The organism is Stenotrophomonas sp. CASM110 (genome assembly GCF_049384345.1).
GTDB lineage: Bacteria > Pseudomonadota > Gammaproteobacteria > Xanthomonadales > Xanthomonadaceae > Stenotrophomonas > Stenotrophomonas muris.
Window position 1 is genome coordinate 221797 of record NZ_JBMRGI010000001.1, and the last position, 25427, is coordinate 247223.

Sequence of the window (25427 nt, forward strand, 5' to 3'; positions counted from 1 at the left end):
GGGCCTTTGCCTGTAACCTGCCATTGGATGCATCCTGTACGCGCACCATGACCCTGATCCGCGCCCTGCCCGCCCTCACCGACACCGAGCGCCCGCGCAATGCGAGCGTGCGTGAGCAGCTGCAGCGGCTGGAAGACGTGGCCCGCGAGGAACTGCTCGAACTGCAGCAGCTGGCCGATGCGCGCCCCACCCCCTCCCGAGCCGACGATGAACTGCTGGGCCTGGCATGGGACCTGGGCCTGGATGGCGAAGCCCTGAAGTAGATCCACGTCCTGCGTGGATGGGCCGTCCCGCATGGCATGATCCACCGGTCCCGTTCATGGAAGACCGATGGCCATCGCCCTGATCGCAGTGCTCCTGATCGAAGCCGTCCTTCTGATGGCCTGGGTGGCCGGCTATTTCAGCTGGGGCATCACCCTGTTCAACGAACGCATCGCGGCGTCACCGGCCATGCAGGCCCGGCTTTCGCTGGGCAGCCTGGAACGTGACCTGCCGCAGGACAGATGGCTGCAACTGGCCTTCCATGCGCTGCCCGATGGCAGCATGGCGTTCCGCGAGAGCTTCGCACCGAGCTTCGGCCTGCGCTACTTCCCGGTGATGCGTGGACGCATCGTTCTCAACGCGCGACGGCACGAGGTGCGGGTGATCGGCCTGTGCAGCTGGTTCGTGGCAATCCTGTCACTGCTGCTGTTGCCACTGGTGGCGATGCGCCCGATGGTGGCACCGATGCTGCTGGTGCTGCCGCTGTTCCTGGCCAGCTACCTGGTCCAGAAGCGGCGCTATGCGGCCATCGTCGAGGCCCTGCGCATGCAGTTGAAGGCGGAGTTTCCCAGGTAGTTCCACGCCATGCGTGGATGATCGCGAGCGCCAGGGCATCCGTGCCGGCCAACGGTCGGCACCCACCAGAGCTGGGCGCACCAGAGTCAGGCCACACCGCGCCGGCATCCGCCAGCGCAGACCCTCAGCGCACCAGCACCGCTTCGCCGCTGGCGTCGGTGCGCATTGGCGCCGGGCGCTGCTGGCGCAGCCACTGCGCCAGATCACGCGGGCTGAGCGGGCGCGAGTACAGGTAGCCCTGGATCTCGTCGCAGCCCTGGCGGCGCAGCATGTCTTCTTCCTGGTGGGTTTCCACGCCTTCGGCCACCACCTTCATGCCCAGCGCGTGGCCCAGGTGGACGATGGCCTGGGTGACTTCGGCCGTGCCCGAATCATGCAGCATGCCCTGCACGAAACTGCGGTCGATCTTCAGGCGCCCCACCGGGAAGCGATTGAGGTAATTGAGGTTGGAGAAGCCGGTGCCGAAGTCATCCACCGCCAGCGGCACGCCATGCCGTTCCAGCACGTCGAAGCAATGGCGCAGGATGTCGGTATCACGGATCAGCGCCGACTCGGTCAGCTCCAGTTCCAGCCGTTGCGGCGGCCAGCCATGGGCATGGCAGATCTCGATCACGCGCTCGGCGAAGCCGCGATCACGCAGCTGCACCGCCGACACGTTGACCGCGATGCGATCAAAGTGCAGTCCGGCACGGTCCCAGGCGGTCGCCTGGCGGCAGGCCTCGTTCAGCACCCAGTCGCCGATGCGCACGATCTCGCCGCACTTTTCGGCAATGGGAATGAACTCGGCCGGGCTGCAGTAGCCGATGCCGGGGCGGTGCCAGCGCAACAGTGCCTCGATCGCCGGTGGCTCGCCGTGGTGGGCGTGCAGCAGCGGCTGGTAGGCCAGGCTGAACTCGTCGCGCTCGATCGCCCCATGCAGGGCATGCTCGACGTCCAGCCGGCGCTGGATGCGGGCCAGGGCGTCCTGGCTGTAGTACTGGTAGGTGTTGCGCCCGGCTTCCTTGGCCGCATACATCGCGGCGTCGGCCGCGCGCAGCAGTGAGTCGAAATCGGTCTGCGCATCGCCCAGCATCGCGATGCCGACGCTGGCGCCGACTTTCAACGTGGTCTCGCCACGGCGCAGCGGCTCAGCCAGCGAGGCAATCAGCTTGCGGGCGACATGACCGGCATCTTCCGGCTCGGCCAGGTCGCGCAGCACCACGATGAACTCATCGCCGCTGAAGCGGCCGAACAGGTCGTTGTTGCGCAGGTTCTGGTGCAGGCGGGTGGCTGCGGCCTTCAGCAGCGCATCGCCGGTGGCGTGGCCGAAGCTGTCGTTGATGGTCTTGAAGCCGTCCAGGTCGATGAACAGCATGGCCAGCGAGGTACCGCGGTCGCGTGCTTCCTCGATGGCTTCGGCGGTCTGTTCGCCGAGCAGTACGCGATTGGGCAGGCCGGTCAGCAGGTCGTAGTGGGCCAGCAGTTCGATGCGCTCGTTGGCTTCGCGCTCGCGGGTGATGTCACGGAACAGGACAACGAACCGCGGCGGCAGGCCGTCACGGCGGTCCAGTTCGATCAGCACCTGCACCCAGACGCGCAGGCCGGACTGGCGGTAGAAGCACAGGTCCAGCTGCTCGGGCAGGCCGCCGTTGGCGATACGGGCGAGCGCCGCCTCGAACGCGTTGCGCGAGTCCTCCGTGTACAGCGCCAGCGCCTGGTCGAGGGTGATCGGTTCCTTGCGCAGGCCATGGATGCGGTAGCACTCCTCGGTCCATTGCATGCTGCGGGTCTGCACTTCGATCTCGCAGCCGCCGATGCGGCCCAGCGCGGAGACCCGGTTCAGCAGTTCGGTGCGCCAGCGGATCAACGCATCGGTCTGGTGCTGTTCGGTGATGTTCTGTACCTGGCCGAGCAGGCGCTTGGGTTGCCCGTCCATGTCCAGCAGCGGCTGCATCCATAGCCGCAGGTGCTGCGAAGGCTCATGGCCGCGGGTCAGCTCCAGCTCGAGGTTGGCAGCGCGGCCATCGCGCCACAACCGCCGCCATGCCGCGCGCAGCGCGCCGCGGGAGCGTGGATGCAGCTGCTTCAGCCAGCGCCGCTGGCCCGGAACGGCGCCCTGCTCCAGTGCCAGAAGCGAACGCAGTTCCGGCGACCACCAGAAATGCCCGCTGTTGGGATCAAACGACCAGCTGCCCATGCTGGCGATGCGCTGGGCCTCGCTCAGGTGCAGCTGCTGTTCCTGCAGCAGCGATTCGAGCTGCTTCTGCTGCTCGATATCGGTATGCGTGCCGACCATGCGCAGGGGCTGGCCATCGGCGGTGCGAGCGACCACGCGGCCGCGATCGAGCACCCAACGCCACTGGCCATCGGCCTGGCGGAAACGGAACTGTGCGCTGTACTGCTCGCTGTGCCCGCGCAGGTGCTCGTCGAGCGCGGCGCGCACCTGGGCGATGTCCTCGCCGTGCACGCGAGACAGCAATTCAGTGGCGGTCTCGTCGCCCAGCGCCGGCGTGCGCGCCACCCGGTCACTGGGGATGTCCCAGTCCCACAGGCTGTGGCCGGCGCTGTCCAGTGCCAGCTCCCAGCGCCCGCCCGCATCGACCGGCACCGGCTCGGGAATGCTCAGGGTGAACGCCAGCAGGTTGCCGGCACCGTCGTGCACCGCACGCAGGTGCCCGTCGTAGTGCCCCCGCGGGCCGCCCGGCAGCGTGCAGGCGACGATGCCACCATCGGCGGCCATCAGGCGCAGATCTTCCAGCATCGGCGCATAGGCCGCCACGGTGGCCGGCAGGCCATGCTCGCGCGCGGCCGGATTGGCCGCCAGCGGGCGCCCGGCACGGTCGACGATGACCAGCGCCGACGCAAGCGGGTGCTGCAGCAGGCTGGCGATGATCCCTTGGTCCACGCGATCTTGCTCCGGATGACACGCCCGTCAGCGGGGCACGCAGTGGTTAACGGCGCCTGCGGCGGATAATTGAGTGGTCACGGCACGCTGCGGGGTAAGATGACCGGCGCCCCTGTCACCCGCCCCGTCCATGCCCGCAGAACCGACCGGCAACGCCCCAGTTCCCGACCCGCGGATGGCGCAGGCGCTGAGCCGTGACCGGCGCCGGGTGGTGCTGAGCTACCTGGTGATGGCGCTGGCCTGGATGATCTCCACCGACAGCGTGGTGCAGGCGCTGGTGCCCGATCCGCAGCAGGCGGCCCTGTGGCAGGGCCTGAAGGGCTCGTTCTTCGCGCTGGCCAGCGCGGGCCTGCTCTATCTGCTGCTGCGCCCGCTGGCCGAACACGTGCTGCATACCCATGCGCGCCAGCAGGCCTCCGAGCTGCGCCTGCGGCAGATGTTCGAGGGCAACCCCGGGCCGATCCTCGTCTACGACCTGGACACGCTGGCGATCCTCGATGCCAACCCCGCCGCCTGCAGCGCCTTCGGCTGGGACCGCGACGAGCTGCTGGAACAGACCATCGACGCCTTGTGGCCGCCGGGCCAGGACCAGGCCCTGCAGACCAAGCTGGAGGCGATCCGCGAGGCGCCCGAGGAGCTGTGCATCCTGCGCGCTCAGCTGCAGCTGCGCGATGGCGCGCTGCGGCAGATGGAGCTGCGCTCCAACGCCATCAGCTACGACGGCCACAACGCCCGCCTGCTGATCGCCATCGACCGCACCGCCGAGGATCTGGCCCAGCTGCGCCGCGACCAGGCATTGGCCCGGGTGGAGGAAGCCCATGAGCTGGCCCGCATCGGCGCCTGGGAACTGGACCCGTCCACCGGGCTGGGCCGCTATTCCAACCAGGTCTATCGCCTGCTCGGCCGCCGCCCGCCCGAGGCCCGGCGCTGGCACCGCTTCGATGAGCTGCTGGTGCCGGCCGACCCGGCCACCGCCACCCAGACCGAACAGCTGCTGGCCGAACTGTGCTCCGGCGAGCCGGTACAGGTGGACGTGCTGCTGCCGCTGCTGTCGATGGACGGCCGTGCATTGATGGTGCACCTGCGGGCGGCCAGCGGTATCGACGAAGCCGGCCGCAGCCGCGTGCTGGGCACGCTGCAGGACGTGACCGAGCGCGAGCAGTCGCGGCGCCTGCTGCGCGAGCGCGAGGAACAGTTCCGCGAGCTGGTGCGGGTACTGCCCGACGGCGTGGTGATCCTCTCCGACGAGCACGTGCTGTACGCCAACGCCTGGGCCGCCGGCCTGTTCGGCTACGGCAGCCACACCCTGCTGGGCGAGCCGCTGTCGGCACTGGTCGCTGCCGCCGACCTGCCACGGGTGCGCAGCCAGCTGCGCGCCGGCCAGCCACACCTGGGGCCGGGCCACAGCAGCGTGGTGGCCATGCAGCGTGCGGACGGCCGCAGCTTCCATGCCGGCCTGGCGGTGGGCGAAGTGCGCTACGGCGGTCGTGACTGCAAGCTGCTGATCGTACGCGACCTGAGCGATTCCGAACGCACCCGCAGGGCGCTGGAAACCAGCAATCGCGAGCTGCAGGCGATGGCCGGGCGGCTGTTCTCGCTGCAGGAGGACGAGCGTCGCGCGATCTCGCGCGACCTGCACGATGACATCGGCCAGGCCATTACCGCGATCAAGCTGTCGGCGCATGCGGCGCAGGATGAGGACGATCCGAAGCGTCGTGGCGAGGACCTGGCGCAGATCGTCAGCCTGGCCGACACCACCGTGGCCAAGCTGCGCGACATCTCCACCCTGCTGCGCCCGCCGCAGCTGGATGCACTGGGCCTGGAGGCGGCGCTGAGCTGGCAGGCGCGGGTGCTGTTCCGCTCTTCGCCGGTGGAGCTGCTGGCCGAGATCGAGCCGCTGCCGCACCGCCCCGACAACAGCATCGAACAGGCCTGCTTCCGCATCGCACAGGAAAGCCTGACCAATGCGCTGCGCCATGCGCGCGCCAGCCAGGTCCTGCTGCAGCTGCGCGACGTCAGCCAGCGTGGCCTGCACCTGCAGATCCGCGATGATGGTGAAGGCTTCGATCCGGACGGCCCGCGCGGCCTCGGCCTGATCGTGATGCGCGAGCGCGCGCAGAGCGTCGGTGGCCACGTGCGGATCGAATCCGCGCATGGCGAGGGCACCCTGATCGACGTCCACCTCCCCTACCAGGCGACCAGCATGGCCGCCGTCGATTCACCGGAATACTGAGCCTATGTGGAATCCCAACCTGCCCCCGGTCAGCATCGATGATGCCCCCGACCGCCTTGGCGCCGGCAACCCCGAGCTGCAGGCGATGGTTGCCGAGGCGGCCTCCGGCGGCATTGCGCTGATGCTGATGCACGTGGACATCGACCACTTCGCATCGGTCAACGAGAACATGAGTGCCGAAGTGGGCGATCAGGCGCTGGTACTGGTGGCGCAGCGCCTGCAGTCCTACCTGCGCGGGCGTGGCAAGCTGTGGCGGCATGGCAGCGACGAGTTCCTGATCGCGGTGCCCCGCACCGCGGACCTGCCGCTGCCGGAGGACTTCGCTGAAGAGATCCGCCAGCAGATGGAACTGCCGCTGTCGGTGCTTCCATACACGCTGTTCATGACCGGCAAGCTGGGCGTGAGCCTGTGCCCGGAACATGCCAGCAGCGCCTCGCGCCTGCTCGACCATGCCGAAGATGCGCTGTACCAGGCCGCCCGCGAAGGCGGCAATGCCGTGCGCATCCATGCCGTGGATACCCCGCCGAGCGCGCACAGCGAGAGCATCATCGCGCGCCAGATCGTCGATGCCATTCCCAATGGCGAGCTGAAGCTGCGTTACCAGCCGCTGGTGAGCGCCCGCGACGGCCACGTGGTCGGCATGGAAGCGCTGCTGCGCTGGCAGTCGCCGACCCTGGGCATGCTGGTGCCGGAGCGCTTCATGCGCACCGCCGAGCGCCTGGGCATCATCGTGCAGATCGGCACCTGGGTGCTGGAAGGCGCATTGAAGCAGGCGCGGTTGTGGCGCGACCAGGGCTTTGATGACTTCACCATCGCGGTGAACGTGTCCACCCTGCAGCTGCTGCGGCCGAACTTCTTCGCCGAGGTGATGTCCCTGCTGCAGGCCGCGGGCGTGCCGGCGCACATGCTGACGCTGGAGATCAACGAGAGCGCGCTGACCAACAACGTCAATTTCGTCCATGAAACGCTGGCCAACCTGCGCAACGAAGGCATCAGCCTGAGCCTGGACAACTTCGGCACCGGCGATTCCAGCCTCAGCGCGCTGGTGCGCTACCCGGTGGACAAGCTGAAGATCGACCGCAGCTTCATCAAGAGCGCACCGGCTGGCAATCGCGAAGCAGCCATTGCCCGCGCGATCATTGCCATGGGCCACCAGCTGGGCATGACCGTGATTGCCAACGGCGTGGAATCGCAGGCCCAACTGGGCTTCCTGCGCCGCAACGACTGCGATGTGTTCCAGGGCTACCTGTTCGGCGAGCCGATGTCGGCCGATGCCGCCGGCATGACCCTGCGCCGGCGCTACCTGCGCCCGGAAGCCTTCGCCGAAACGCGCCCGGACCGCACGTTGCTGCTGCTGGATGACGAGGAGAACGTGCTGCGCTCGCTGGTGCGCCTGTTCCGCCGCGACGGCTACCGCATCCTGGCCGCTGGCAACGTGCGTGACGCCTTTGATCTGCTGGCGATCAACGACGTGCAGGTGATCCTGTCCGACCAGCGCATGAGCGACATGAGCGGCACCGAGTTCCTGGGGCGGGTGAAGATGCTGTACCCGGATACGATCCGCCTGGTGCTGTCGGGCTACACCGATCTGAACACGGTGACCGATGCGATCAACCGTGGCGCGATCTATCGCTTCCTGACCAAGCCGTGGAACGACGACGAGCTGCGCAAGCACATCCACCAGGCGTTCCGCACGTACGAAGAACAGCGCCGCAGCAATGCCGGTCCGGCACCGGTGGAAACCGGGGATGGTGGCGAGGATCGGCCGCTGCGGTGACGATCGGGTAGAGCCGGCCGCTGGCCGGCTGCCTTGGGTGCCCGGCTTCAATGAGGTTGCCGGCCAGCGGCCGGCACTACCATCGATAGGCCCCGGTAGAGCCGGCCGCTGGCCGGCTGCTCTGGGTGTCCGGTTCCACTCCGGAAGCGGTCAGCGCGGCTGCTTCACCGGCAGCACCACGCGGAAGCGCGAGCCCACGCCCGGGGTGCTGTCCAGGTCGATGCGGCCGTGATGCTTGTTGATGATGCTGTAGGAGATCGACAGGCCCAGACCGGTGCCACTGCCGACCGGCTTGGTGGTGAAGAACGGATCGAAAATGCGCTGGCGCAGTTCCGGCGAGATGCCGCCGCCGGTGTCTTCGAATTCAACCCACACGTGATCGCCATCAACGCCGGTGCGCACAATGATCGTGCCGCGCTCGGCGATGGCATGGCCAGCGTTGAGCAACAGGTTCATGTAGACCTGGTTCAACTCCGACGGCAGGCACTCCACCAGCGGCAACTGGCCGAATTCGCGTACCAGGGTGACCTTGTACTTGAGTTCGTTCCAGATGATGTTGATGGTCGATTCCAGGCCCGCGTGCAGGTCGACCAGCTTCCACGATTCGTCGCGACCGGAATACGAGAAGTCCTTCAGGTCGCGCACGATGCGGGTAACGCGCTCGATGCCTTCGCGCGATTCCGCCATCAGCTGCGGCAGGTCGCGGCTGATGAAGTCGATGTCCAGGCGGTCACGGATGTCATCGATTTCCGGGATCAGTGCCTTCGGGTCCGGCGCGCGCAGGGCGCGCTCGTAGGCTTCGATCACGGTGAACAGGCTGCGCAGGTACTCCTGCAGGCTGCCCAGGTTGGAGTGCACGTAACCGATCGGGTTGTTGATCTCGTGCGCGACGCCGGCGGCGAGCTGGCCGATCGAGGCCATCTTCTCCGACTGCAGCAGCTTTTCCTGGGTGCCATTGAGGCGCAGGTAGGCCTGGCGCAGCTCGGCGTGGCGCTGCTGCAGTTCGCGCTCGTAGTCTTCCTGCCCTTCGATGTGGCGGAACAACGCAAGGAAATGCCCTTCGCCGACCGGACCATGGTGGTACAGGTGGGCGATGACCACGCCCTCGCCCAGCGGCAGGCTGCCATTCCAGTGGCCATGCTGGCGGGCCTGCTCCAGTGCATCAGGGGGGAGCAGCTCGCGCAGCCGCTGCGGCGGCGGCAATCCGCCGTCCGAGCCACTGGCCAGCAGGTTCTGCGCGGCCGGGTTGGCCAGGGCCACCTGCCCGTCTTCAGTGAACAGCAGCAGGCCTTCGCGCAGGCGCTCAAGCAGGGCCTGCAGCACCGGCTGCGGCGGAAGGGGGGCGGTAACCAGGGCGTTGGCAGCGGACACGGCGACTCGGAGCGTTCGAACAGGCGCCCAATATACGCGGTCATGCAGCGGGCTTCAGCCCACCGGGAGGGGGTGTGCGACCGCCGTCGCGTCAGGCGACGGCGAGTGGCCGGCCGATGCTGACCGTGTGCGACTGGCCCTTGGCATCGTAGGCCGAGGCATCTTCGGTACGGCCGAGCTGGCGCAGCGCCCAGTTCACCTCGCGGCGACGGCGCGACAGCAGCACGCCGTTGGCGCGGTTGCGCTCGGCCAGTTCCTGCAGCTGTTCGCCCTCGCCCACCGGCGGCGCGCCTTCCAGCGCACGCAGCGCTTCCAGCTTGGCGCCGGTGGCCCGGATCAGGGCGTGCACGTCGTGCTCGACCAGGGCCTGGCGCTCAACGTCCAGGGCCAGGGCGAGGCGCTGCAGCGGCTCGCTCATCGCCGCAGTCATCCGTGCAGCTGCTGGTCCAGATCGAGCATGCGCGATGCGATCGCGTCCGGATTGATCTTGTAGGTGCCGTTCTGCAGTGACTCGCGCACGGCCGCCACGCGCTGGGCGTCGATCGCCGGGGCGGTGGTCAGCTCACGCTCGATGGCCTGCAGATTGGTGGCCTCGCCGGTCAGGCGCAGGCTGTCGGCCGCCTCGACCGGGCGCGCCGCCGCATCGGTGCTGACGCCGGGCTTGCTGGCCGGGGTCGTCACGCTGCGCAGTGCCTGGGGGACCTGCAGGTTGCCGTCGATTTTCTGGCTCATGGGGTGTCCTGGAGTTGCCGTTCACAAGGGATAACGGCCGCAGGGCCGTGATCTTTAGGGATATTTTGCGGTAAATCAACGCGCCACGATTACGTCACCTGCGGCGTCGACCGTGCCCTGCACGATCCGCCGCGAGGACAGGTTCTCGACCGAGACCCGCTCGTTCTCACCGGCATCACCCATCGCACGGCCGGCAATGCGCACCTCGACCGAGCCGCGACGCGACACCAGGGCTACATTGTCTCCTCGCTTGATGAGACGCTGGACCACCAGATCGTTGTTCGACAGCAGGGCTCCGGCCTGCAACGGACGGCGGGCGATGCGGCCGATCGCTGCATTGGGATCGGACAGCACCGCGCCGGCAATCCGGGCAGCGTCACGCTGGGCAGTGGTGATATCGGCGGCCGTGAGGGTTTCTCCAGTGCCGATTCCGCGGTTGAGCACCAGCACGGTCTGGTTGCGCCGCACCTTCACCGGCACGAACAGGCGCCAGCCGCCCGCATCGGGACAGCTCACCTCCACCGTAGTGTTGGCGGTGGGCTGCACCTGCAACGCGCTGCCGCATTTCGGCAGGCGCAGCGCATCGGCCACCTGCGCCTCGCCTTCACTGCCGGCAGGCAGCGTCGACAGCGCCGCAGTGCGGATGCTGGCCACCGGCTGCCAGTCCGTGGCGCCCGCCCACGGCGCGGCCAGGGCGAGCGCGATGGCGAACAGCGATGTGACCCGGCGCATGGCGCCTCCTGTCGATGGGATCTGGCCCAGCAGCGTGCAAGGGGTGTGCCAGAGACCGGGTCCCGTTGATCGGATCCGGGATGGGGATTCGACCGGATGGGTAGAGTCGACTGCCAGTCGACTTTCGCGCGAAGCGCGGGGTTTCCCGTGATCGGATCGAAGAGCAGTCGACTGACAGTCGACTCTACAAACGCGGTGCGGGCCGCGCGGGCGGCAGAGCGCCCTCAAGTTCCGCCCCCACCACGCCGATACAGCAGCCATGTCCCATGACCTGCTCAACCGGATCGACCAGCGGACCCGACTGGCCGGCCACAACCGCTTGGCGCTGCTGCTGTTCCGCCTCGGCGGACGTCAGCTTTTTGGCGTCAATGTCTTCAAGGTGCAGGAAGTCCTGCGCCGCCCGGAGCTGTTCCAGGTGCCCGGCCTGCCCAGCCAGTTCTCCGGCGTGGCCGACGTGCGCGGCCGCTCGGTGCCGGTACTGGACCTGGGCCTGGCGATCGGCCACCCCGAGCGCGAACCGGACGCGGACACCTCGCCCGGCTACCTGGTCGTCACCGAATTCAACCGCTCGATCCAGGGCTTCCTGGTCAGTGGCGTCGAACGCATCGTCAACATCGCGGTGGAAGACATCCACCCGCCACCGGAGCTGGGCGCCGAGTCGAGCTACCTGACCGCGGTGACCCGCTTCCAGGGCGAGCTGATCCAGGTGATCGACGTTGAGAGCGTGCTGGCCGATATCGCCCAGGTGCGCGGAGAAGCGGTACTCGACCCGGCAATGGCCATGCCCGCCGACGGCCCGCAGCTGCAGGTGCTGGTGGTGGACGACTCGCGCGTGGCCCGCCAGCAGATCCGCAGCGTGCTGGACCAGCTGGGCGTGGGTGCCACCCTGCTTTCCGACGGCAAGCAGGCGCTGGACCACCTGCTGCAGGTCCACGCCTCGGGGGAAAACCCGACCGAGCGCTATGCCATGGTCATCTCGGACATCGAGATGCCGGCCATGGATGGCTACACGCTGACGACGGAAATCCGGCGCCACCCGGGCCTGGCCGGCCTGTACGTGCTGCTGCACACCTCGCTGTCGGGCGTCTTCAACAACGCCATGGTCGAGCGCGTCGGCGCCAATGCGTTCGTCGCCAAGTACTCGCCGCACGAGCTGGCCGACTTCGTGCTGGACCGCCTGCGCAAGGTGGCGCTGGCGGCGTAAGGCCCGCCGAGGGGTCGGATCCCGGAACGGGCTCCGACCCCGCATCGCAACGCGTCAACCACGGGGTCAGAGCCCCTGCGGGGATCTGACCCCCTCTCCATTTGGCACACCCCTTGCAGCTTCCCGGGCAACGTTCCCGTGGGAGTGCACCGTGCGCAACCTGATTACCGACTACCTGGGCGTCCACGCCCAGGCCATGCCGTTGCGCGAACAGCGGATGAAGCTGATCGCCAGCAACCTCGGCAATGCCGACACTCCCGGCTACAAGGCCCAGGACCTGGACTTCGATGCCGCCCTGCGCCACGCCCAGGGGCAGGATGCCAATGGCCTGATGGCCACCACCCATGAGCAGCACTACGAGATCAGTAGTGGCCTGAACCCGTTCCAGATCGCGCGCGAAGGCGTGCAGCCCAGCCTGGACGGCAACACCGTCGACCCCGATGCCGAGCGTGCCGCCTATGGCCGCGCCGCACTGGAATACCGCGCCTCGCTCAGCTTCGTCGAGAGCAAGGTGCGTTCCATGCTGACCGCGATCACGGGGCAATAAGCCATGAGCAACCTGCCGATCTTCGACATCGCCGGCTCCGCGCTGCAGGCGCAGTCGGTGCGCATGAGCACCATCGCCTCCAACCTCTCCAATGCCGACACCGTCGCCGGTTCCGCCGACGCCGTGTACAAGCCGCTGGAACCGATCTTCCAGGCCGTCACCAGCAAGAACGATCCCAACATCACCTCGGTGAAGGTGAAGGAGATCACCCAGAGCGAGGCCGCGCCGATCAAGCGCTACGAGCCAGGCCACCCGCTGGCCGACGCCGATGGCTACATCTACCAGCCCGATGTCGATCCGGTGGCGCAGATGGTCAACCTGATCTCGACCTCGCGCAATTACCAGGCCGGCGTGGAGATGTTGACCACCGCCAAGGAACTGGCCCTGGCCACCCTGACCATGGGCCGCTGAGGCCCGCAGCACCGGATACCGCCATGACCACCGCCGTCAACAACCAGACCAGCCAGGACGTCTATTCCGCGCTGGGCCTGAACGCCCCCAACAGCAACGCCACGAAAAAGAAGAACACGCTGGACCAGGCCGACTTCCTGCGCCTGATGACCGAGCAGCTGCAGCACCAGGATCCGCTGAAGCCGATGGACAACACGCAGATGGTCGCGCAGATGGCGCAGATGTCCACCGTGCAGGGCATCACCGATCTGAACAAGACGGTGAAGGGCTTCCAGGAGTCGATGGCCAGCGACCAGGTGCTGCGTGGCGCTGCGCTGGTCGGCCACCAGGTGCTGGTGCCGTCGGAAAAGCTGGTGCTGGAGAAGGAAGGCAATGTCGAAGGCACGGTGGCTGCACCGTCGGCCGGCATCATCACCGTGGACATCACCGACGCCAACGGCGCCAAGGTCACCTCGCTGAGCGTGGAAGCCAAGGCTGCCGGCGAAACCGCCTTCCAGTGGGACGGCAAGGATGCCAACGGCAAGCGCATGGAGCCGGGCAAGTACTCCATCGTCGCCAACCATGTCGACACCGCCGGCAAGAGCACCAAGCTGTCCACCTACGTACAGGCGCCGGTGGAGAGCGTGACCGTTGGTTCCGACGGCCTGTACCTGAACCTCAAGGGCCTGGGCACGGCCCCGATCGACTACGTGCTCCGCGTCAGCTGAGCCGCACCTTCCGCATCAACCAGGAGCATCCCATGGGCTTCAATGTCTCGCTGTCCGGCATCAACGCCGCCAACACCGACCTGAGCGTCACCGCCAACAACGTCGCCAACGTCAACACTACCGGCTTCAAGCAGTCACGCGCGGAGTTCGCCGACCTGTTCGCTTCGACCAGCTACGGCCTGTCGAAGAACCAGACCGGCTCGGGCGTGCGCGTTTCCAACGTCGCCCAGCAGTTCATCCAGGGCCACAACGAGCAGACCGGGCGCAGCCTGGACATGGCCATTTCCGGTGAAGGCTTCTTCACCATGAACATGAATGGTTCGCGCGTGTACTCGCGTGCCGGCAACTTCCAGACCGACTCGGCCGGCTACGTGGTCAACCCGCAGGGTGCGCGCCTGCAGGTGTTCGCGCCGAATGCCGATGGCACCAACTTCGATGCAGGCCGCCTGGTCGACCTGCAGCTGCTGACCACCGACAGCCCGCCGAAGCAGACCAGCGAAGTGAAGGTTGGCTTCACCCTGCCGGCCAACGCCAAGCAACCGACGGTGGCGACCTTCGACCCGGCCGATTCGAACAGCTACAACCACTCCAGCGGTGGCATCACCGTGTACGACTCGCTGGGCGTGAGCCACATCCAGGTCTCGTACTTCGTCAAGGGCGCCAACCCCAACGAATGGACCGTGCGCAATTACGTCGATGGCCAGCCGGCCGGCGCACCGACCCCGGTCACCTTCGACAACAGCGGCAAGCTGGTCGCACCTGCCAACGGCAAGGTCAGCCTCGGCACCTTCACCCCGACCACCGGTGCCGGCCAGTTGAACATGACGCTGGACATCAGCGGCTCCACCCAGTACGGCGAGAAGTTCGCCCTGCGCAATACCCAGCAGGACGGCTATGCCGCCGGCAAGCTCAACGAAGTGACCGTGTCCGAATCCGGCGTGGTCTACGCCCGCTATTCCAACGGCGACGACAAGCCGCTGGGCCAGGTCGCCCTGACCACCTTCAACAACACGCAGGGCCTGGAATCGAAGGGCAACAACCTGTGGGTGGAGACCTTCGAATCGGGCACGCCGCGCACCGGCATGCCGGACACCTCCAACCTCGGCAAGATCCAGGCCGGCTCGCTGGAAGCATCCACCGTCGATCTCACCGAGCAACTGGTCAACATGATCACCGCGCAGCGCAACTTCCAGGCCAACGCGCAGATGATCACCACGCAGGACCAGATCACCCAGACCGTCATCAACATCCGTTGATGAGCTGCTGACCCTGTCACGGAACTCCCCGCATGGATAAAGCTCTTTACGTGGCGATGACCGGTGCCCGCGCCTCCCTGCAGGCGCAGGGAACGCTCAGCCACAACCTCGCCAACTCGGACACCCCTGGCTTCAAGGAAGCGCTGGCCAACACCGAAGCGTTCCCGATCAAGGGCCCGGGCTTTGCCTCGCGGGTGGATGCGCTGCACGTCGACGCCGGCTTCAACCGTACGCCCGGCTCGCAGCACATCACCGGCAAGCCGCTGGATCTGTCCCTGCAGACCGGCACCTGGCTGGCCGTGCAGTCCAGCGACGGCAGTGAGGCGTACACGCGCGGCGCTGCATTGTCGGTCACCCCGAACGGCCAGCTGGTGACCTCCAGCGGCCGTCCGGTACTGGATGACAACAACAACCCGATCGCCATTCCGCCCTACCAGGCGATGGAAATCGGTGCCGACGGCACGCTCTCGATCATCCCGCAGGGCGAAGGCCCGCAGACCATGGCGCAGATCGGCCGGATCAAGGTGGTACAGGCGCCGGACGAGCGCCTCGAGCGTGGCCTGGATGGCCTGTTCCGCAACACCGACCCACTGCAGCCGTTCGCACCGGCACAGGGCACGGCCGTGCACAGCGGCCAGCTGGAAGGCAGCAACGTCGATGCCGCCGGTGCACTGGTGCAGATGATCCAGCTGCAGCGCCAGTACGAAATGCAGGTGCAGGTGATCAAGCACGGCGACGACAACGCGCGCAGTGCCAACAGCCTGCTGCGCCTGGGCAGCTGACGGAATTCCGGCGCCGCCCGGGCGCGGCGCTGGCACACCGCTTGCACACCCGTTACCAGGGGCCGCATCGCGCGGCCGGCTTTACCCAGACAGGACACCGAAGATGAACCAGGCATTGTGGATCGCGAAAACCGGACTGGATGCGCAGCAGATGCGCATGTCGGTGGTTTCCAACAACCTCGCCAACACCAACACCACCGGCTTCAAGCAGGACCGTGCCAGCTTCGAGGACCTGCTGTACCAGCAGGTGCGCCAGCCCGGCGGCTCTTCGTCGGCGCAGACCCAGCTGCCGACCGGCCTGCAGCTGGGTACCGGCGTACGCGTGGTCGCCACCGCCAAGAATTTCGAGCAGGGTGGCCAGCAGCAGACCGGCCGTGCGCTGGACGTGATGGTCAACGGCCGCGGCTTCTTCGAAGTGCAGATGCCCGACGGCAGCTCGGCCTACACCCGTGATGGCTCGTTCAAGATCAACCAGGACAGCGAGCTGGTCACCAACAGCGGCTACCCGGTGCAGCCGGGCATCCAGATTCCCGAGGGCGCACAGTCGGTGACCATCGGTACCGACGGCACCATCAGCGTGAAGATGGCCGACGGCGCGGCGTCAGTGGAAGTGGGTGCGCTGACCCTGACCGACTTCGTCAATCCGGCCGGCCTGCAGGCACGCGGCGAGAACCTGTTCCTGGAAACCACCGCTTCCGGTCCGGCACAGAACGGCAATCCCGGGCTCAACGGCCTCGGCACCGTGGTGCAGGGCGCGCTGGAAGGCAGCAACGTCAATGTGGTCGAAGAGCTGGTGTCGATGATCGAAACCCAGCGCGCCTACGAAATGAACGCCAAGGCGATCTCCACCACCGACTCGATGCTCGGCTATCTCAACAACAAGCTCTGACCGGCCCAACCGGGAAACCGCCATGTCGCCCATTTCCAGATTCACCCGCACTGCCCTCGCCTGCGCCGTGGTCGCCCTGCTCGGTGGCTGCGTGATCGCCGGCGACGTGCGCCCCTACGCGGCGATGGCACCGATCCAGCCGATCATGCCGCCGCAGGCCGCGCCGACCGCCGGTGCGATCTACGCTGCCGGCCCGACCCTGCAGCTGTACTCGGACCGCCGCGCACGCGATGTCGGCGACCTGCTGACCATCACCCTGCTGGAAAACACCACCGCGCAGACCAGCGCCAACACGGCCACCAACAAGGAATCCAACCTGAGCCTGGGCACGCCGTCCATCCTCGGTGCGCCGGTCACCCTGGGCGGCAAGGACATCCTCAGTGCGACGGCCAAGGGCGCGCGTGACTTCACCGGCAAGGGCAACAGCGCGCAGAGCAACCGCCTGCAGGGCAGTGTCACCGTCACGGTGATCCAGCGCCTGCCCAATGGCAACCTGGTGGTACAGGGGCAGAAGAACCTGCGACTGAACCAGGGTGATGAACTGGTGCAGGTGCAGGGCATCGTGCGCCCGGGCGACATCAACCAGGACAACACCATTCCTTCCAGCCGCGTGGCCGAAGCCCGCATCGTCTACGGCGGCCGCGGCCCGGTCGCGCAGTCCAACGCGATGGGCTGGCTGAGCCGCTTCTTCAATTCCGGCCTGACGCCGTTCTGAGTATGGCCATGAAACTCCTCCCCTCTTCTTCCTGGCAGCGCCGCGTGGCGTCGTTCGTCGCGCTGATGCTGCTGGTCGTGGCAGCCCCGGCCAGCGCCGAGCGCATCAAGGACCTGGCCCAGGTCGGCGGCGTGCGTGGTAACGCCCTGGTGGGCTACGGCCTGGTGGTCGGCCTGGATGGCAGCGGCGACCGCACCAGCCAGGCGCCCTTCACCGTGCAGAGCCTGAAGAACCTGCTCGGCGAGCTGGGCGTGAACGTACCGGCCAACGTCAATCCGCAGCTGAAGAATGTTGCGGCCGTCGCGATCCATGCCGAGCTGCCGCCGTTCGCCAAGCCGGGCCAGCCGATCGACATCACCGTGTCGTCGATCGGCAACGCCGTCTCGCTGCGCGGCGGCTCGCTGCTGATGGCCCCGCTGCGCGGCGCCGATGGCCAGATCTATGCGATCGCGCAGGGCAACCTGATCGTCGGCGGCTTTGGTGCGCAGGGCAAGGATGGTTCGCGGGTTTCGGTGAACGTACCGAGCGTGGGCCGCATTCCCAATGGCGCCACGGTCGAGCGTGCCCTGCCCGACCCGCTGGCCAATGGCGGCGACATCACGCTGAACCTGCACAACAACGATTTCACCACCGTTTCGCGCATGGTCGCCGCACTCAACAACGCGTTCGGCGAAGGCGCCGCGCGTGCGGTCGACGGCGTGACCGTGGCCGTGACTGCGCCGACCGATCCGGGCGCACGCATCGGCCTGCTGGCCCGCATCGAGAACCTGGAGCTGACCCCGGGCAGCGCCCCGGCCAAGGTCGTGGTCAATTCCCGCACCGGCACCGTGGTCATCGGCCAGCAGGTGCGGGTCGGCCCTGCCGCGATCTCGCATGGTTCGCTGACGGTGACGATCCAGGAGAACACCAACGTCAGCCAACCCAATGCCCTGTCCGGTGGCCGTACCGTGGCCAGCCCACAATCGACCATCACCGCCACCAACGACGGCAGCCGCATGTTCAAGTTCAGCGGCGGCACCACCCTGGACGAGATCGTGCACGCGGTGAACGCCGTGGGCGCGGCGCCGGGCGACCTGATCGCGATCCTGGAAGCCCTGAAGCAGGCCGGCGCATTGAGTGCCGAGCTCGAGGTGATCTGACATGCGCATCAATCCCGCATTCGACCTGCACCCGGCGCAGCAGAACGACCCGGCGAAGATCGACAAGGTCGCACGCCAGCTGGAAGGCCAGTTCGCACAGATGCTGGTCAAGAGCATGCGTGATGCCAGTTTCGGCGACTCGCTGTTTCCCGGCGAGAACAAGATGTTCCGCGACATGTACGACCAGAAGATCGCCGAGGCGATGACCCGCGGCAAGGGGCTGGGCCTGTCCGGCATGATCAGCCGCCAGCTGTCCGGCCAGGCCGCCGACGGCCCCGCGCTGGATACCCGCGTGGATCCGGCCAAGGCCAGCCGCGCCTACCAGCTCAACGCGCCGGACAAGCCGGCACCGTCGCTGCCGTTGGAAGATGGCAGCCAGGCCGTGCGCATGCTGCAGCAGATGGCGGCCGGCGCACAGCACGGCGCGCAGGCCGCGCTGGCACCGATGGAACAGGCACTGGACCTGATCGCCGGTCGCGAAAGCAGCAGCCTGCACCGCTCGCTGGGCACCGAGGATCCGTACATCGGCAACCTGCAGGGCGAGGACTGGTCCACCAACAACGACCAGTGGTCGGCGACGGCCAGCAACCGCGGTACGGCCATGAGCCAGGCCGATGCGATGGCTACCCGCACCGCCGTCGCTCAGCTGGGGCCGCACACGCCGGAAGGTTTCGTCGCCAGCATCTGGCAGCACGCGCAGAGCGCGGCCAGGGAACTGGGCGTGGATGCCCGTGCGCTGGTCGCCCAGGCCGCGTTGGAAACCGGCTGGGGCAAGCGCCACATCCGCCAGTCCGACGGCAGTACCTCGCACAATCTGTTCGGCATCAAGGCCACCGGCTGGAGCGGCCAGCGCGTTGAAGCCGGCACCCACGAATACGTGGATGGCGTACGCCGCAACGAAACCGCCAGCTTCCGCGCCTACAGCTCGCCGGCCGAAAGCTTCGCCGACTACGTGCGCCTGCTGAAGACCAGCCCGCGCTACCAGCAGGCCCTGCAGGCCGGCACCGACGTGCAGGGCTTCGCCCGTGGCCTGCAGCGCGCCGGCTATGCCACCGACCCGCGCTATGCGGCCAAGATCGCCGCGATCGCCGGCGGCCCGACCATCGAGCGTGCCGTAGCGGCCGTGACCGACGCCGGCGCGCGCCTTGGCCAGACCTTCGCCAGCACCGCGACCGCGGCGCTGGGTATCACCCGTCGTTGAGGAACCCCATGTCCAGCGTACTTTCCACCGGTACCGGTGCCCTGCTCGCCTTCCAGCGTGCGTTGGCGACCACCAGCCACAACGTGGCCAACCTCAATACGCCCGGCTACAGCCGGCAGAAGGTCAATTTCGCTACCGCCGACCCGCAGAACTACGGCTATGGCACGGTCGGCAACGGCACCCGGATCACTGACATCCGCCGCACGGCCGACCAGCTGGCGATCTCGCGCCTGCTCGACAGCAGCGGTGAACTGGCGCGCCTGAAACAGCTTTCGGGCATGGCCGACCGGGTCAACGCGCTGTTCTCCGATGCGGCCACCAATGTGGCCGGCGTCTGGTCGAACTTCTTCGATTCGGTCAGTGGCCTGTCGTCCAACGCGGCCGGCACCGCCGACCGCCAGAACATGCTCGACGGCGGCAAGGCCTTGGCCAACCGCTTCGTGCAGCTCAACACGCACTTGAACAACCTCAACAGCGAGGTCAACAACGGCCTGCTGGCCGGTGCCACCGAGGTCAACCGCCTGGCGCAGGAAATCGCGCAGATCAACGGCGCCATCGGCACCAACATCGCCTCTGCCGCACCCGATCTGCTCGACCGCCGCGACCAGCTGATCACCCAGCTGATCGGCTACACCGGTGGCACGGCGGTGATCCAGGACGGCGGCATCATGAATGTCTACACCGCCGGCGGCAACGCGCTGGTGGTGGGTACCACGGCGACCAAGGTCACCACCGTGGCCGGCCCGTACCAGCCCGAGCGCCTGCAGTTGGCGCTGGAGACCCAGGGCAACACCATCCGCCTCGACCCGAAGGCGGTCGGCGGCCAGATCGGTGGCCTGCTGGAATTCCGCGACACCGTGCTGACCCCTGCCCAGGCTGAACTGGGCAAGCTGGCGGTGGGCCTGGCCGAGAGCTTCAACCAGGCGCACCACCAGGGTGTGGACCTGTATGGCCAGCTGGGCGGGGACTTCTTCACCATCGGCAACCCGCGCGTCACCGGCAACAACAGCAATACCGGCACCGCCAGCCTCAGCGCAACCTACGGCGACCTGGGCAAGCTGGACGCGCAGAACGTGGTGCTGCAGTTCGATGGCACCAACTGGAAGGCCAGCCGCGCCGACACCGGCGCCAGCATCCCGCTGACCGGCACCGGCACCGCCGCCGATCCGCTGGTGATCAACGGCGTCAAGCTGGTCGTCGGCGGTACGCCGGCTGCAAATGACCGCTTCCTGCTGCAGCCGACCGCGGGCGTGGCCGGCAGCATGGAAGTGGCAATCACCGATCCGTCGCGCATCGCCGCCGCTGCAGCGGTGAAGGGCGCGGCCGCCACCGCCAACACCGGTACCGGCAAGCTGAGCGGTGTCACCGTCACCGATTCGACCAACGCCAACCTGCGCAATCCGTCGGCGATCGTGTTCACCTCGGCCACCACCTACACCATCGACGGTGGGCCGCCGCAGACCTACACGCCCGGCCAGACCATCAGCGCCAACGGCTGGAGCTTCGTGCTGGACGGTGCACCGAAGGTGGGCGATACCTTCAACATCACCCCGACCCCGGCCGGTTCGTCGGACAACAGCAACGCGTCGAAGCTGGCCAAGGTGGAAAGCGCGAAGGCGTTCAACGCCGGAACGGTGACACTGAACGGCGCGCTGGGTGGCCTGACCACCCAGGTCGGCGCCGCCGCCCGCTCGGCCGAGTACTCGCTCGACGCGCAGCTGGTGATCAATGACAAGGCGCAGGAAGCCCGCGACGAAGTCTCCGGCGTGAACCTGGACGAGGAAGCGGCGGACATGCTGCGCCTGCAGCAGGCCTACCAGGCAGCCTCGCAGCTGATCTCGACCGCCGACAGCATGTTCCAGACCATCCTGGGAGCCGTCCGCCGATGAGCAGCCGCATCTCCACCAGCATGATGTTCAACCAGTCGGTGTCGCTGATGATGGCCAAGCAGGCCAAGCTCAGCCATCTGGAGCAGCAGATTGCCACCGGCAGCAAGATCGTCAGCGCCAAGGACGATCCGGTTGCCGCCGGCACTGCGGTCGGCCTTGACCGCAGCCTGGCTGCACTGGACCGCATGAAGCTCAATGCCGGCAACGTGCAGAACCGCCTGGGCGTGCAGGAAAACACCCTGGCACAGGTCAACGACCTGATGGCACGCGTCAACGATCTGACCATCCAGGCCAGCAATCCGGCGCTGAGCGCGGCGGACAAGAAGACGCTGATCACCGAGGTCAACCAGATCCGCGACGGCCTGCTGTCGCTGGCCAACGCCGATGATGGCACCGGCCGCTACGTGTTCGGTGGCACCAACGACGGCGACCCGCCGTTTGCCAAGATCAACGGCAAAGTGGTCTACCGTGGCGACCAGACCCAGCGCCAGGTTGAAGTCGGTCCGGATACCTACGTGAAGGACGCGCTGCCCGGCAGCGAGATCTTCATGCGCATTCCCACCGGCGATGGCTTCGTCGACGGCAGCGCCGCGGCCGGCAACACCGGCAACGGCGTGCTGACCAACATCACCCGCGACGGCAGCGACAGCTGGAACGGCCAGGGCTTCAGCGTGCGCTTCACCACTGGCAACCAGTACGAGGTGGTGGATGGTGCGGGCAACGTGACCGGAACCGGCACCTACAAGGCCGGCGACGATCTGGAAGTGAACGGTGTGCGCCTGCGCATCACCGGCGCACCGGCGGCGGGTGACAGCTTCAGCGTACAGGCCGCCAGCAGCCGCGACATCTTCTCCACCATGGACAACCTGGTGGCGGCGCTGGGTGCCGACACCGGTACCACCGCGCAGATGACTGCGCAGCAGAACCAGCTGCAGAGCGCACTGCGCGACGTGGCGCGCGCTTCCGAGCGGATGATCGATTCGCGTGCCGCAGGCGGTGCGCAGTTGAAGGCGCTGGACAATGCCGCCGACATGCGCGAGGCCAATGGCGTGACCCTGAAGACCACGCTGTCGCAGATGCGCGACCTGGATTACGCCGATGCGCTGAGCCAGTACCAGCTGCAGAGCACCGCGCTGCAGGCGGCGCAGACGATCTTCTCGCAGATGCAGTCGATGTCGCTGTTCAACAAGCTGCGCTGACGCGCCGCCCGAGTCAGTCCCGAAAGGCCGCGATGCCCTGCATCGCGGCCTTTTTCGTTTGCGCGCCTGCCCGCCGCTGCGCGGCCACCTGGCCGTCGCTGGCCGATCTTCCGTGATTCTCCATCAAGCCCGGCCCGACCCCGCCGATACCTTCATCAGCGCTGGTCAGGCCCTGCCCGACCGCCCCTCCCGGGGCCGCTTCCACCCTGGCAACAGGGCTGAAAACCCCGGGAAAACAGCTTCAGGCAACGAATTCTGGCTTCAACGGAATTCACGGCTAAAGGTTGTTGACAAAGCGCCGTTATTCATTTGGCAACGGCGAAGCACACAGCCACACAAAAAAACAGGCGGCGCTTCGTTTCATTCACCAACGGGTTCCATATAAGAGGAGACGACCCCATGGCACAGGTAATCAACACCAATACGATGTCGCTCAACGCTCAGCGCAACCTGAGCACCAGCGGCAGCTCGCTCGCCACCACCATCCAGCGCCTCTCGTCCGGCCTGCGCATCAACAGCGCGAAGGACGACGCGGCCGGCCTGGCCATCAGCGAGCGCTTCACCACCCAGATCCGCGGTCTGGACGTGGCCATCCGCAATGCCAACGACGGCATCTCGCTGGCCCAGGTCGCCGAGGGTTCGCTGAACGAAGTCGGCAACAACCTGCAGCGCATCCGCGAACTGGGTGTGCAGGCCTCCAATGCCACCAACTCGGCCAGCGACCGCAAGGCCCTGCAGGCTGAAGTGACCCAGCTGGTCAGCGAGATCGACCGCGTCGCCAAGCAGGCCGACTTCAACGGCACCAAGCTGCTGGACGGCAGCTTCACCAGCCAGCTGTTCCAGGTGGGTGCCAACGCCGGACAGGCCATCGCCATCAACAGCGTGGTCAACGCCAAGGCCGATTCGCTGGGCGCGGCCACCTTCGCCAACGGTTATACCGGCACCGCACTGGCGGTGGACAAGGCGACGGCCGACACCACCTACTCCGGCCTGCAGGTCTCGGTCACCCCGCCGGGCGGCACCGCCACCACGGTCACCATCAGCGACTTCACGGTGAAGGCCGGCGAATCGATCACCTCGGCCACCGCCGCGGCGATCAACAACAAGCTGGGCGAAACCGGCGTGGTTGCCTCGGTCAATGCCGGCGTCGTCAGCCTGGCCTCGGTCAAGGATGGCCAGACCTTCGCGCTGGGTGTCAGCGCGGCGACTCCGCCGGCCGGCGCCACCGCCGCGACCCTCGCCGGCCTGGGCCTGACCGAGACCAGCACCAACGGCGGCACCCTGACCGGTGCAGCGGCCAGCTTCGTCAAGGACCTGAACGTCACTACCGCCGAAGGCGCACAGAAGGCGATGTCGATCGTCGACAAGGCCCTGGAATCGGTCAACAGCGTCCGCGCCGACCTCGGCGCGATCCAGAACCGCTTCACCTCGGTGGTGGCCAACCTGCAGACCTCCTCGGAGAACCTGTCCGCGTCGCGCAGCCGCATCCGCGATACCGACTTCGCCAAGGAAACCGCCGAACTGACCCGCACCCAGATCCTGCAGCAGGCCGGTACGGCCATGCTGGCCCAGGCCAACCAGGTACCGCAGAACGTGCTCAGCCTGTTGCAGCGCTGACATGAGCCGCCCCCGGGGCACGTCGGGGGCGTCTAACCCAACTCACGTGCAACCGCTCAAGGACCTCTCCTCATGGCACAAGTCATCAACACCAATACGATGTCGTTGAATGCTCAGCGTAACCTGAGCACCAGCGGCAGCTCGCTGGCTACCACCATCCAGCGCCTGTCCTCCGGTTCGCGCATCAACAGCGCCAAGGACGACGCCGCCGGCCTGGCGATCTCCGAGCGCTTCGGCACGCAGATCCGCGGTACCGACGTCGCCATCCGCAATGCCAACGACGGTATCTCGCTGGCCCAGGTCGCCGAAGGTTCGCTGACCGAAATCGGCAACAACCTGCAGCGCGTCCGCGAGCTGTCGGTGCAGGCCTCCAACGCCACCAACTCGGCCAGCGACCGCAAGGCGCTGCAGGCCGAAGTGACCCAGCTGGTCTCGGAAATCGACCGCGTCGCCAAGCAGTCGGACTTCAACGGCACCAAGCTGCTGGACGGTTCGTTCTCCAGCCAGCTGTTCCAGGTCGGTGCCAACGCCGGCCAGGCCATCGCCATCGACAAGACCATCGATGCCAAGGCCAACGCCCTGGGCGGCGCCAAGTTCGACACCAACGCGCTGGCCCTGGCCGACCCGGGCACCAACGCTGATTTCAGCACCAGCGGCCTGCAGATCAATGGCGTTGCCATTGCCGATGTCTCGGTCAAGCAGGGCGCCGACGCCGCTGCCACCGGCAAGGCCTCGCGTGAAGCACTGGTGACCGCGATCAACGCCAAGATCGGCGAGACCGGCGTGTTCGCGGAAGTGAACGGCACCGCTGGCGTGACCCTGACCTCGGTCAAGGACAGCGTCAACGCCGATGGCTCGTTCAAGGCCATCACCGCGACCCCGGGCACCTGGACCGGCGCTACCGCGCCCACCTTCACCGCCTCGACGGCCGCGCCGGCCGCCAAGTACGCCAGCGACCTGGACGTCAGCACCGTGAAGGGTGCCCAGCAGGCGATGGAAATCGTCGACAAGGCCCTGGGTGCGATCAACAGCACCCGCGCCGACCTCGGTGCGATCCAGAACCGCTTCACCTCGGTCGTGGCCAACCTGCAGACCTCGTCGGAAAACCTGTCGGCGTCCCGCAGCCGCATCAAGGACACCGACTTCGCCAAGGAAACCGCCGAACTGACCCGCACCCAGATCCTGCAGCAGGCCGGTACGGCCATGCTGGCCCAGGCCAACCAGGTGCCGCAGGGCGTGCTCAGCCTGCTGCGCTGATCCGCTCGCTGATCGACCTCCGGGCGCCGCATGACGCGGCGCCCGGAT

Annotated in this window: 23 protein-coding genes; 18 read left to right on the forward strand and 5 right to left on the reverse strand. The window is 67.3% G+C overall.

The window, feature by feature from the left end:
- Positions 1-47 precede the first annotated feature (47 nt).
- Positions 48-263, forward strand: a complete 216-nt coding sequence (locus VG561_RS01085) for a hypothetical protein (RefSeq protein WP_014647074.1) — start codon at positions 48-50, stop codon at positions 261-263.
- A 67-nt stretch (positions 264-330) separates the two neighbouring features.
- A complete protein-coding gene (locus VG561_RS01090) occupies positions 331-837 on the forward strand; it encodes a hypothetical protein (protein WP_032961898.1) in 507 nt (168 codons plus the stop codon).
- Between the two features lie 124 nt (positions 838-961).
- Here VG561_RS01090 and VG561_RS01095 read toward each other — a convergent pair whose 3' ends face one another.
- Positions 962-3721 (reverse strand): bifunctional diguanylate cyclase/phosphodiesterase, encoded by a 2760-nt coding sequence (locus VG561_RS01095; RefSeq protein ID WP_134808847.1) that lies wholly within the window; start codon positions 3719-3721, stop codon positions 962-964.
- Between the two features lie 130 nt (positions 3722-3851).
- On the opposite strand from VG561_RS01095, the gene VG561_RS01100 reads away from it, so the two are divergent.
- The gene (locus tag VG561_RS01100; RefSeq protein WP_032961901.1) at positions 3852-5954 is read left to right on the forward strand and encodes a PAS domain-containing sensor histidine kinase; all 2103 of its coding nucleotides are present in this window, start codon (positions 3852-3854) and stop codon (positions 5952-5954) included.
- Positions 5955-5958: 4 nt separating this feature from the next.
- Positions 5959-7731 (forward strand): EAL domain-containing protein, encoded by a 1773-nt coding sequence (locus VG561_RS01105; RefSeq protein WP_014647070.1) that lies wholly within the window; start codon positions 5959-5961, stop codon positions 7729-7731.
- Between the two features lie 150 nt (positions 7732-7881).
- Here VG561_RS01105 and VG561_RS01110 read toward each other — a convergent pair whose 3' ends face one another.
- The 4 genes from VG561_RS01110 to flgA all read right to left on the reverse strand — a co-directional run bounded on the left by VG561_RS01110 (position 7882) and on the right by flgA (position 10566).
- Positions 7882-9102 (reverse strand): ATP-binding protein, encoded by a 1221-nt coding sequence (locus VG561_RS01110; protein WP_169411007.1) that lies wholly within the window; start codon positions 9100-9102, stop codon positions 7882-7884.
- A 91-nt stretch (positions 9103-9193) separates the two neighbouring features.
- A complete protein-coding gene (locus VG561_RS01115; RefSeq protein ID WP_423179289.1) occupies positions 9194-9532 on the reverse strand; it encodes a flagellar protein FlgN in 339 nt (112 codons plus the stop codon).
- On the reverse strand, positions 9529-9834 hold the full coding sequence (gene flgM / locus VG561_RS01120; protein ID WP_014647067.1) for a flagellar biosynthesis anti-sigma factor FlgM: 306 nt from the start codon (positions 9832-9834) through the stop codon (positions 9529-9531). Before flgM ends, VG561_RS01115 begins: the two co-directional genes overlap by 4 nt.
- A gap of 75 nt (positions 9835-9909) precedes the next feature.
- Positions 9910-10566: a flagellar basal body P-ring formation chaperone FlgA gene (flgA, locus tag VG561_RS01125; RefSeq protein ID WP_032961903.1), complete on the reverse strand. Its 657-nt coding sequence runs from the start codon at positions 10564-10566 to the stop codon at positions 9910-9912.
- Between the two features lie 259 nt (positions 10567-10825).
- Between flgA and VG561_RS01130 the strand changes: the two genes are divergently transcribed.
- The 14 genes from VG561_RS01130 (at position 10826) to VG561_RS01195 (ending at position 25379) form a co-directional block, all read left to right on the forward strand.
- Positions 10826-11770, forward strand: coding sequence for a chemotaxis protein (locus VG561_RS01130; protein WP_049439361.1), 945 nt, complete (start codon positions 10826-10828; stop codon positions 11768-11770).
- A gap of 151 nt (positions 11771-11921) precedes the next feature.
- Positions 11922-12317 carry a flagellar basal body rod protein FlgB gene (flgB, locus tag VG561_RS01135; protein WP_005409576.1) on the forward strand — a complete coding sequence of 132 codons (396 nt, stop codon included), beginning with the start codon at positions 11922-11924 and terminating at the stop codon, positions 12315-12317.
- Between the two features lie 3 nt (positions 12318-12320).
- A complete protein-coding gene (flgC, locus tag VG561_RS01140; RefSeq protein WP_005416461.1) occupies positions 12321-12728 on the forward strand; it encodes a flagellar basal body rod protein FlgC in 408 nt (135 codons plus the stop codon).
- A 23-nt stretch (positions 12729-12751) separates the two neighbouring features.
- Positions 12752-13435 (forward strand): flagellar hook capping FlgD N-terminal domain-containing protein, encoded by a 684-nt coding sequence (locus VG561_RS01145; protein ID WP_014647064.1) that lies wholly within the window; start codon positions 12752-12754, stop codon positions 13433-13435.
- A 32-nt stretch (positions 13436-13467) separates the two neighbouring features.
- Positions 13468-14691, forward strand: a complete 1224-nt coding sequence (gene flgE / locus VG561_RS01150; RefSeq protein ID WP_014647063.1) for a flagellar hook protein FlgE — start codon at positions 13468-13470, stop codon at positions 14689-14691.
- A gap of 32 nt (positions 14692-14723) precedes the next feature.
- The gene (locus VG561_RS01155) at positions 14724-15473 is read left to right on the forward strand and encodes a flagellar basal body rod protein FlgF (protein ID WP_032961905.1); all 750 of its coding nucleotides are present in this window, start codon (positions 14724-14726) and stop codon (positions 15471-15473) included.
- A 103-nt stretch (positions 15474-15576) separates the two neighbouring features.
- Positions 15577-16362, forward strand: coding sequence for a flagellar basal-body rod protein FlgG (flgG, locus tag VG561_RS01160; RefSeq protein WP_005409571.1), 786 nt, complete (start codon positions 15577-15579; stop codon positions 16360-16362).
- 22 nt (positions 16363-16384) lie between these two features.
- On the forward strand, positions 16385-17077 hold the full coding sequence (gene flgH, locus VG561_RS01165) for a flagellar basal body L-ring protein FlgH (protein WP_140222814.1): 693 nt from the start codon (positions 16385-16387) through the stop codon (positions 17075-17077).
- Positions 17078-17079: 2 nt separating this feature from the next.
- Positions 17080-18216 carry a flagellar basal body P-ring protein FlgI gene (locus tag VG561_RS01170; protein WP_041863393.1) on the forward strand — a complete coding sequence of 379 codons (1137 nt, stop codon included), beginning with the start codon at positions 17080-17082 and terminating at the stop codon, positions 18214-18216.
- Position 18217: 1 nt separating this feature from the next.
- Positions 18218-19417 carry a flagellar assembly peptidoglycan hydrolase FlgJ gene (gene flgJ, locus VG561_RS01175; RefSeq protein ID WP_014647059.1) on the forward strand — a complete coding sequence of 400 codons (1200 nt, stop codon included), beginning with the start codon at positions 18218-18220 and terminating at the stop codon, positions 19415-19417.
- Between the two features lie 8 nt (positions 19418-19425).
- The gene (gene flgK, locus VG561_RS01180) at positions 19426-21306 is read left to right on the forward strand and encodes a flagellar hook-associated protein FlgK (RefSeq protein ID WP_423179290.1); all 1881 of its coding nucleotides are present in this window, start codon (positions 19426-19428) and stop codon (positions 21304-21306) included.
- Positions 21303-22505 (forward strand): flagellar hook-associated protein FlgL, encoded by a 1203-nt coding sequence (flgL, locus tag VG561_RS01185; RefSeq protein WP_014647057.1) that lies wholly within the window; start codon positions 21303-21305, stop codon positions 22503-22505. The genes flgK and flgL overlap by 4 nt, the downstream gene beginning before the upstream one ends.
- 399 nt (positions 22506-22904) lie before the next feature.
- A complete protein-coding gene (locus VG561_RS01190) occupies positions 22905-24122 on the forward strand; it encodes a flagellin (RefSeq protein WP_032961916.1) in 1218 nt (405 codons plus the stop codon).
- Between the two features lie 72 nt (positions 24123-24194).
- On the forward strand, positions 24195-25379 hold the full coding sequence (locus tag VG561_RS01195) for a flagellin (RefSeq protein WP_005413266.1): 1185 nt from the start codon (positions 24195-24197) through the stop codon (positions 25377-25379).
- Positions 25380-25427: the final 48 nt, after the last annotated feature.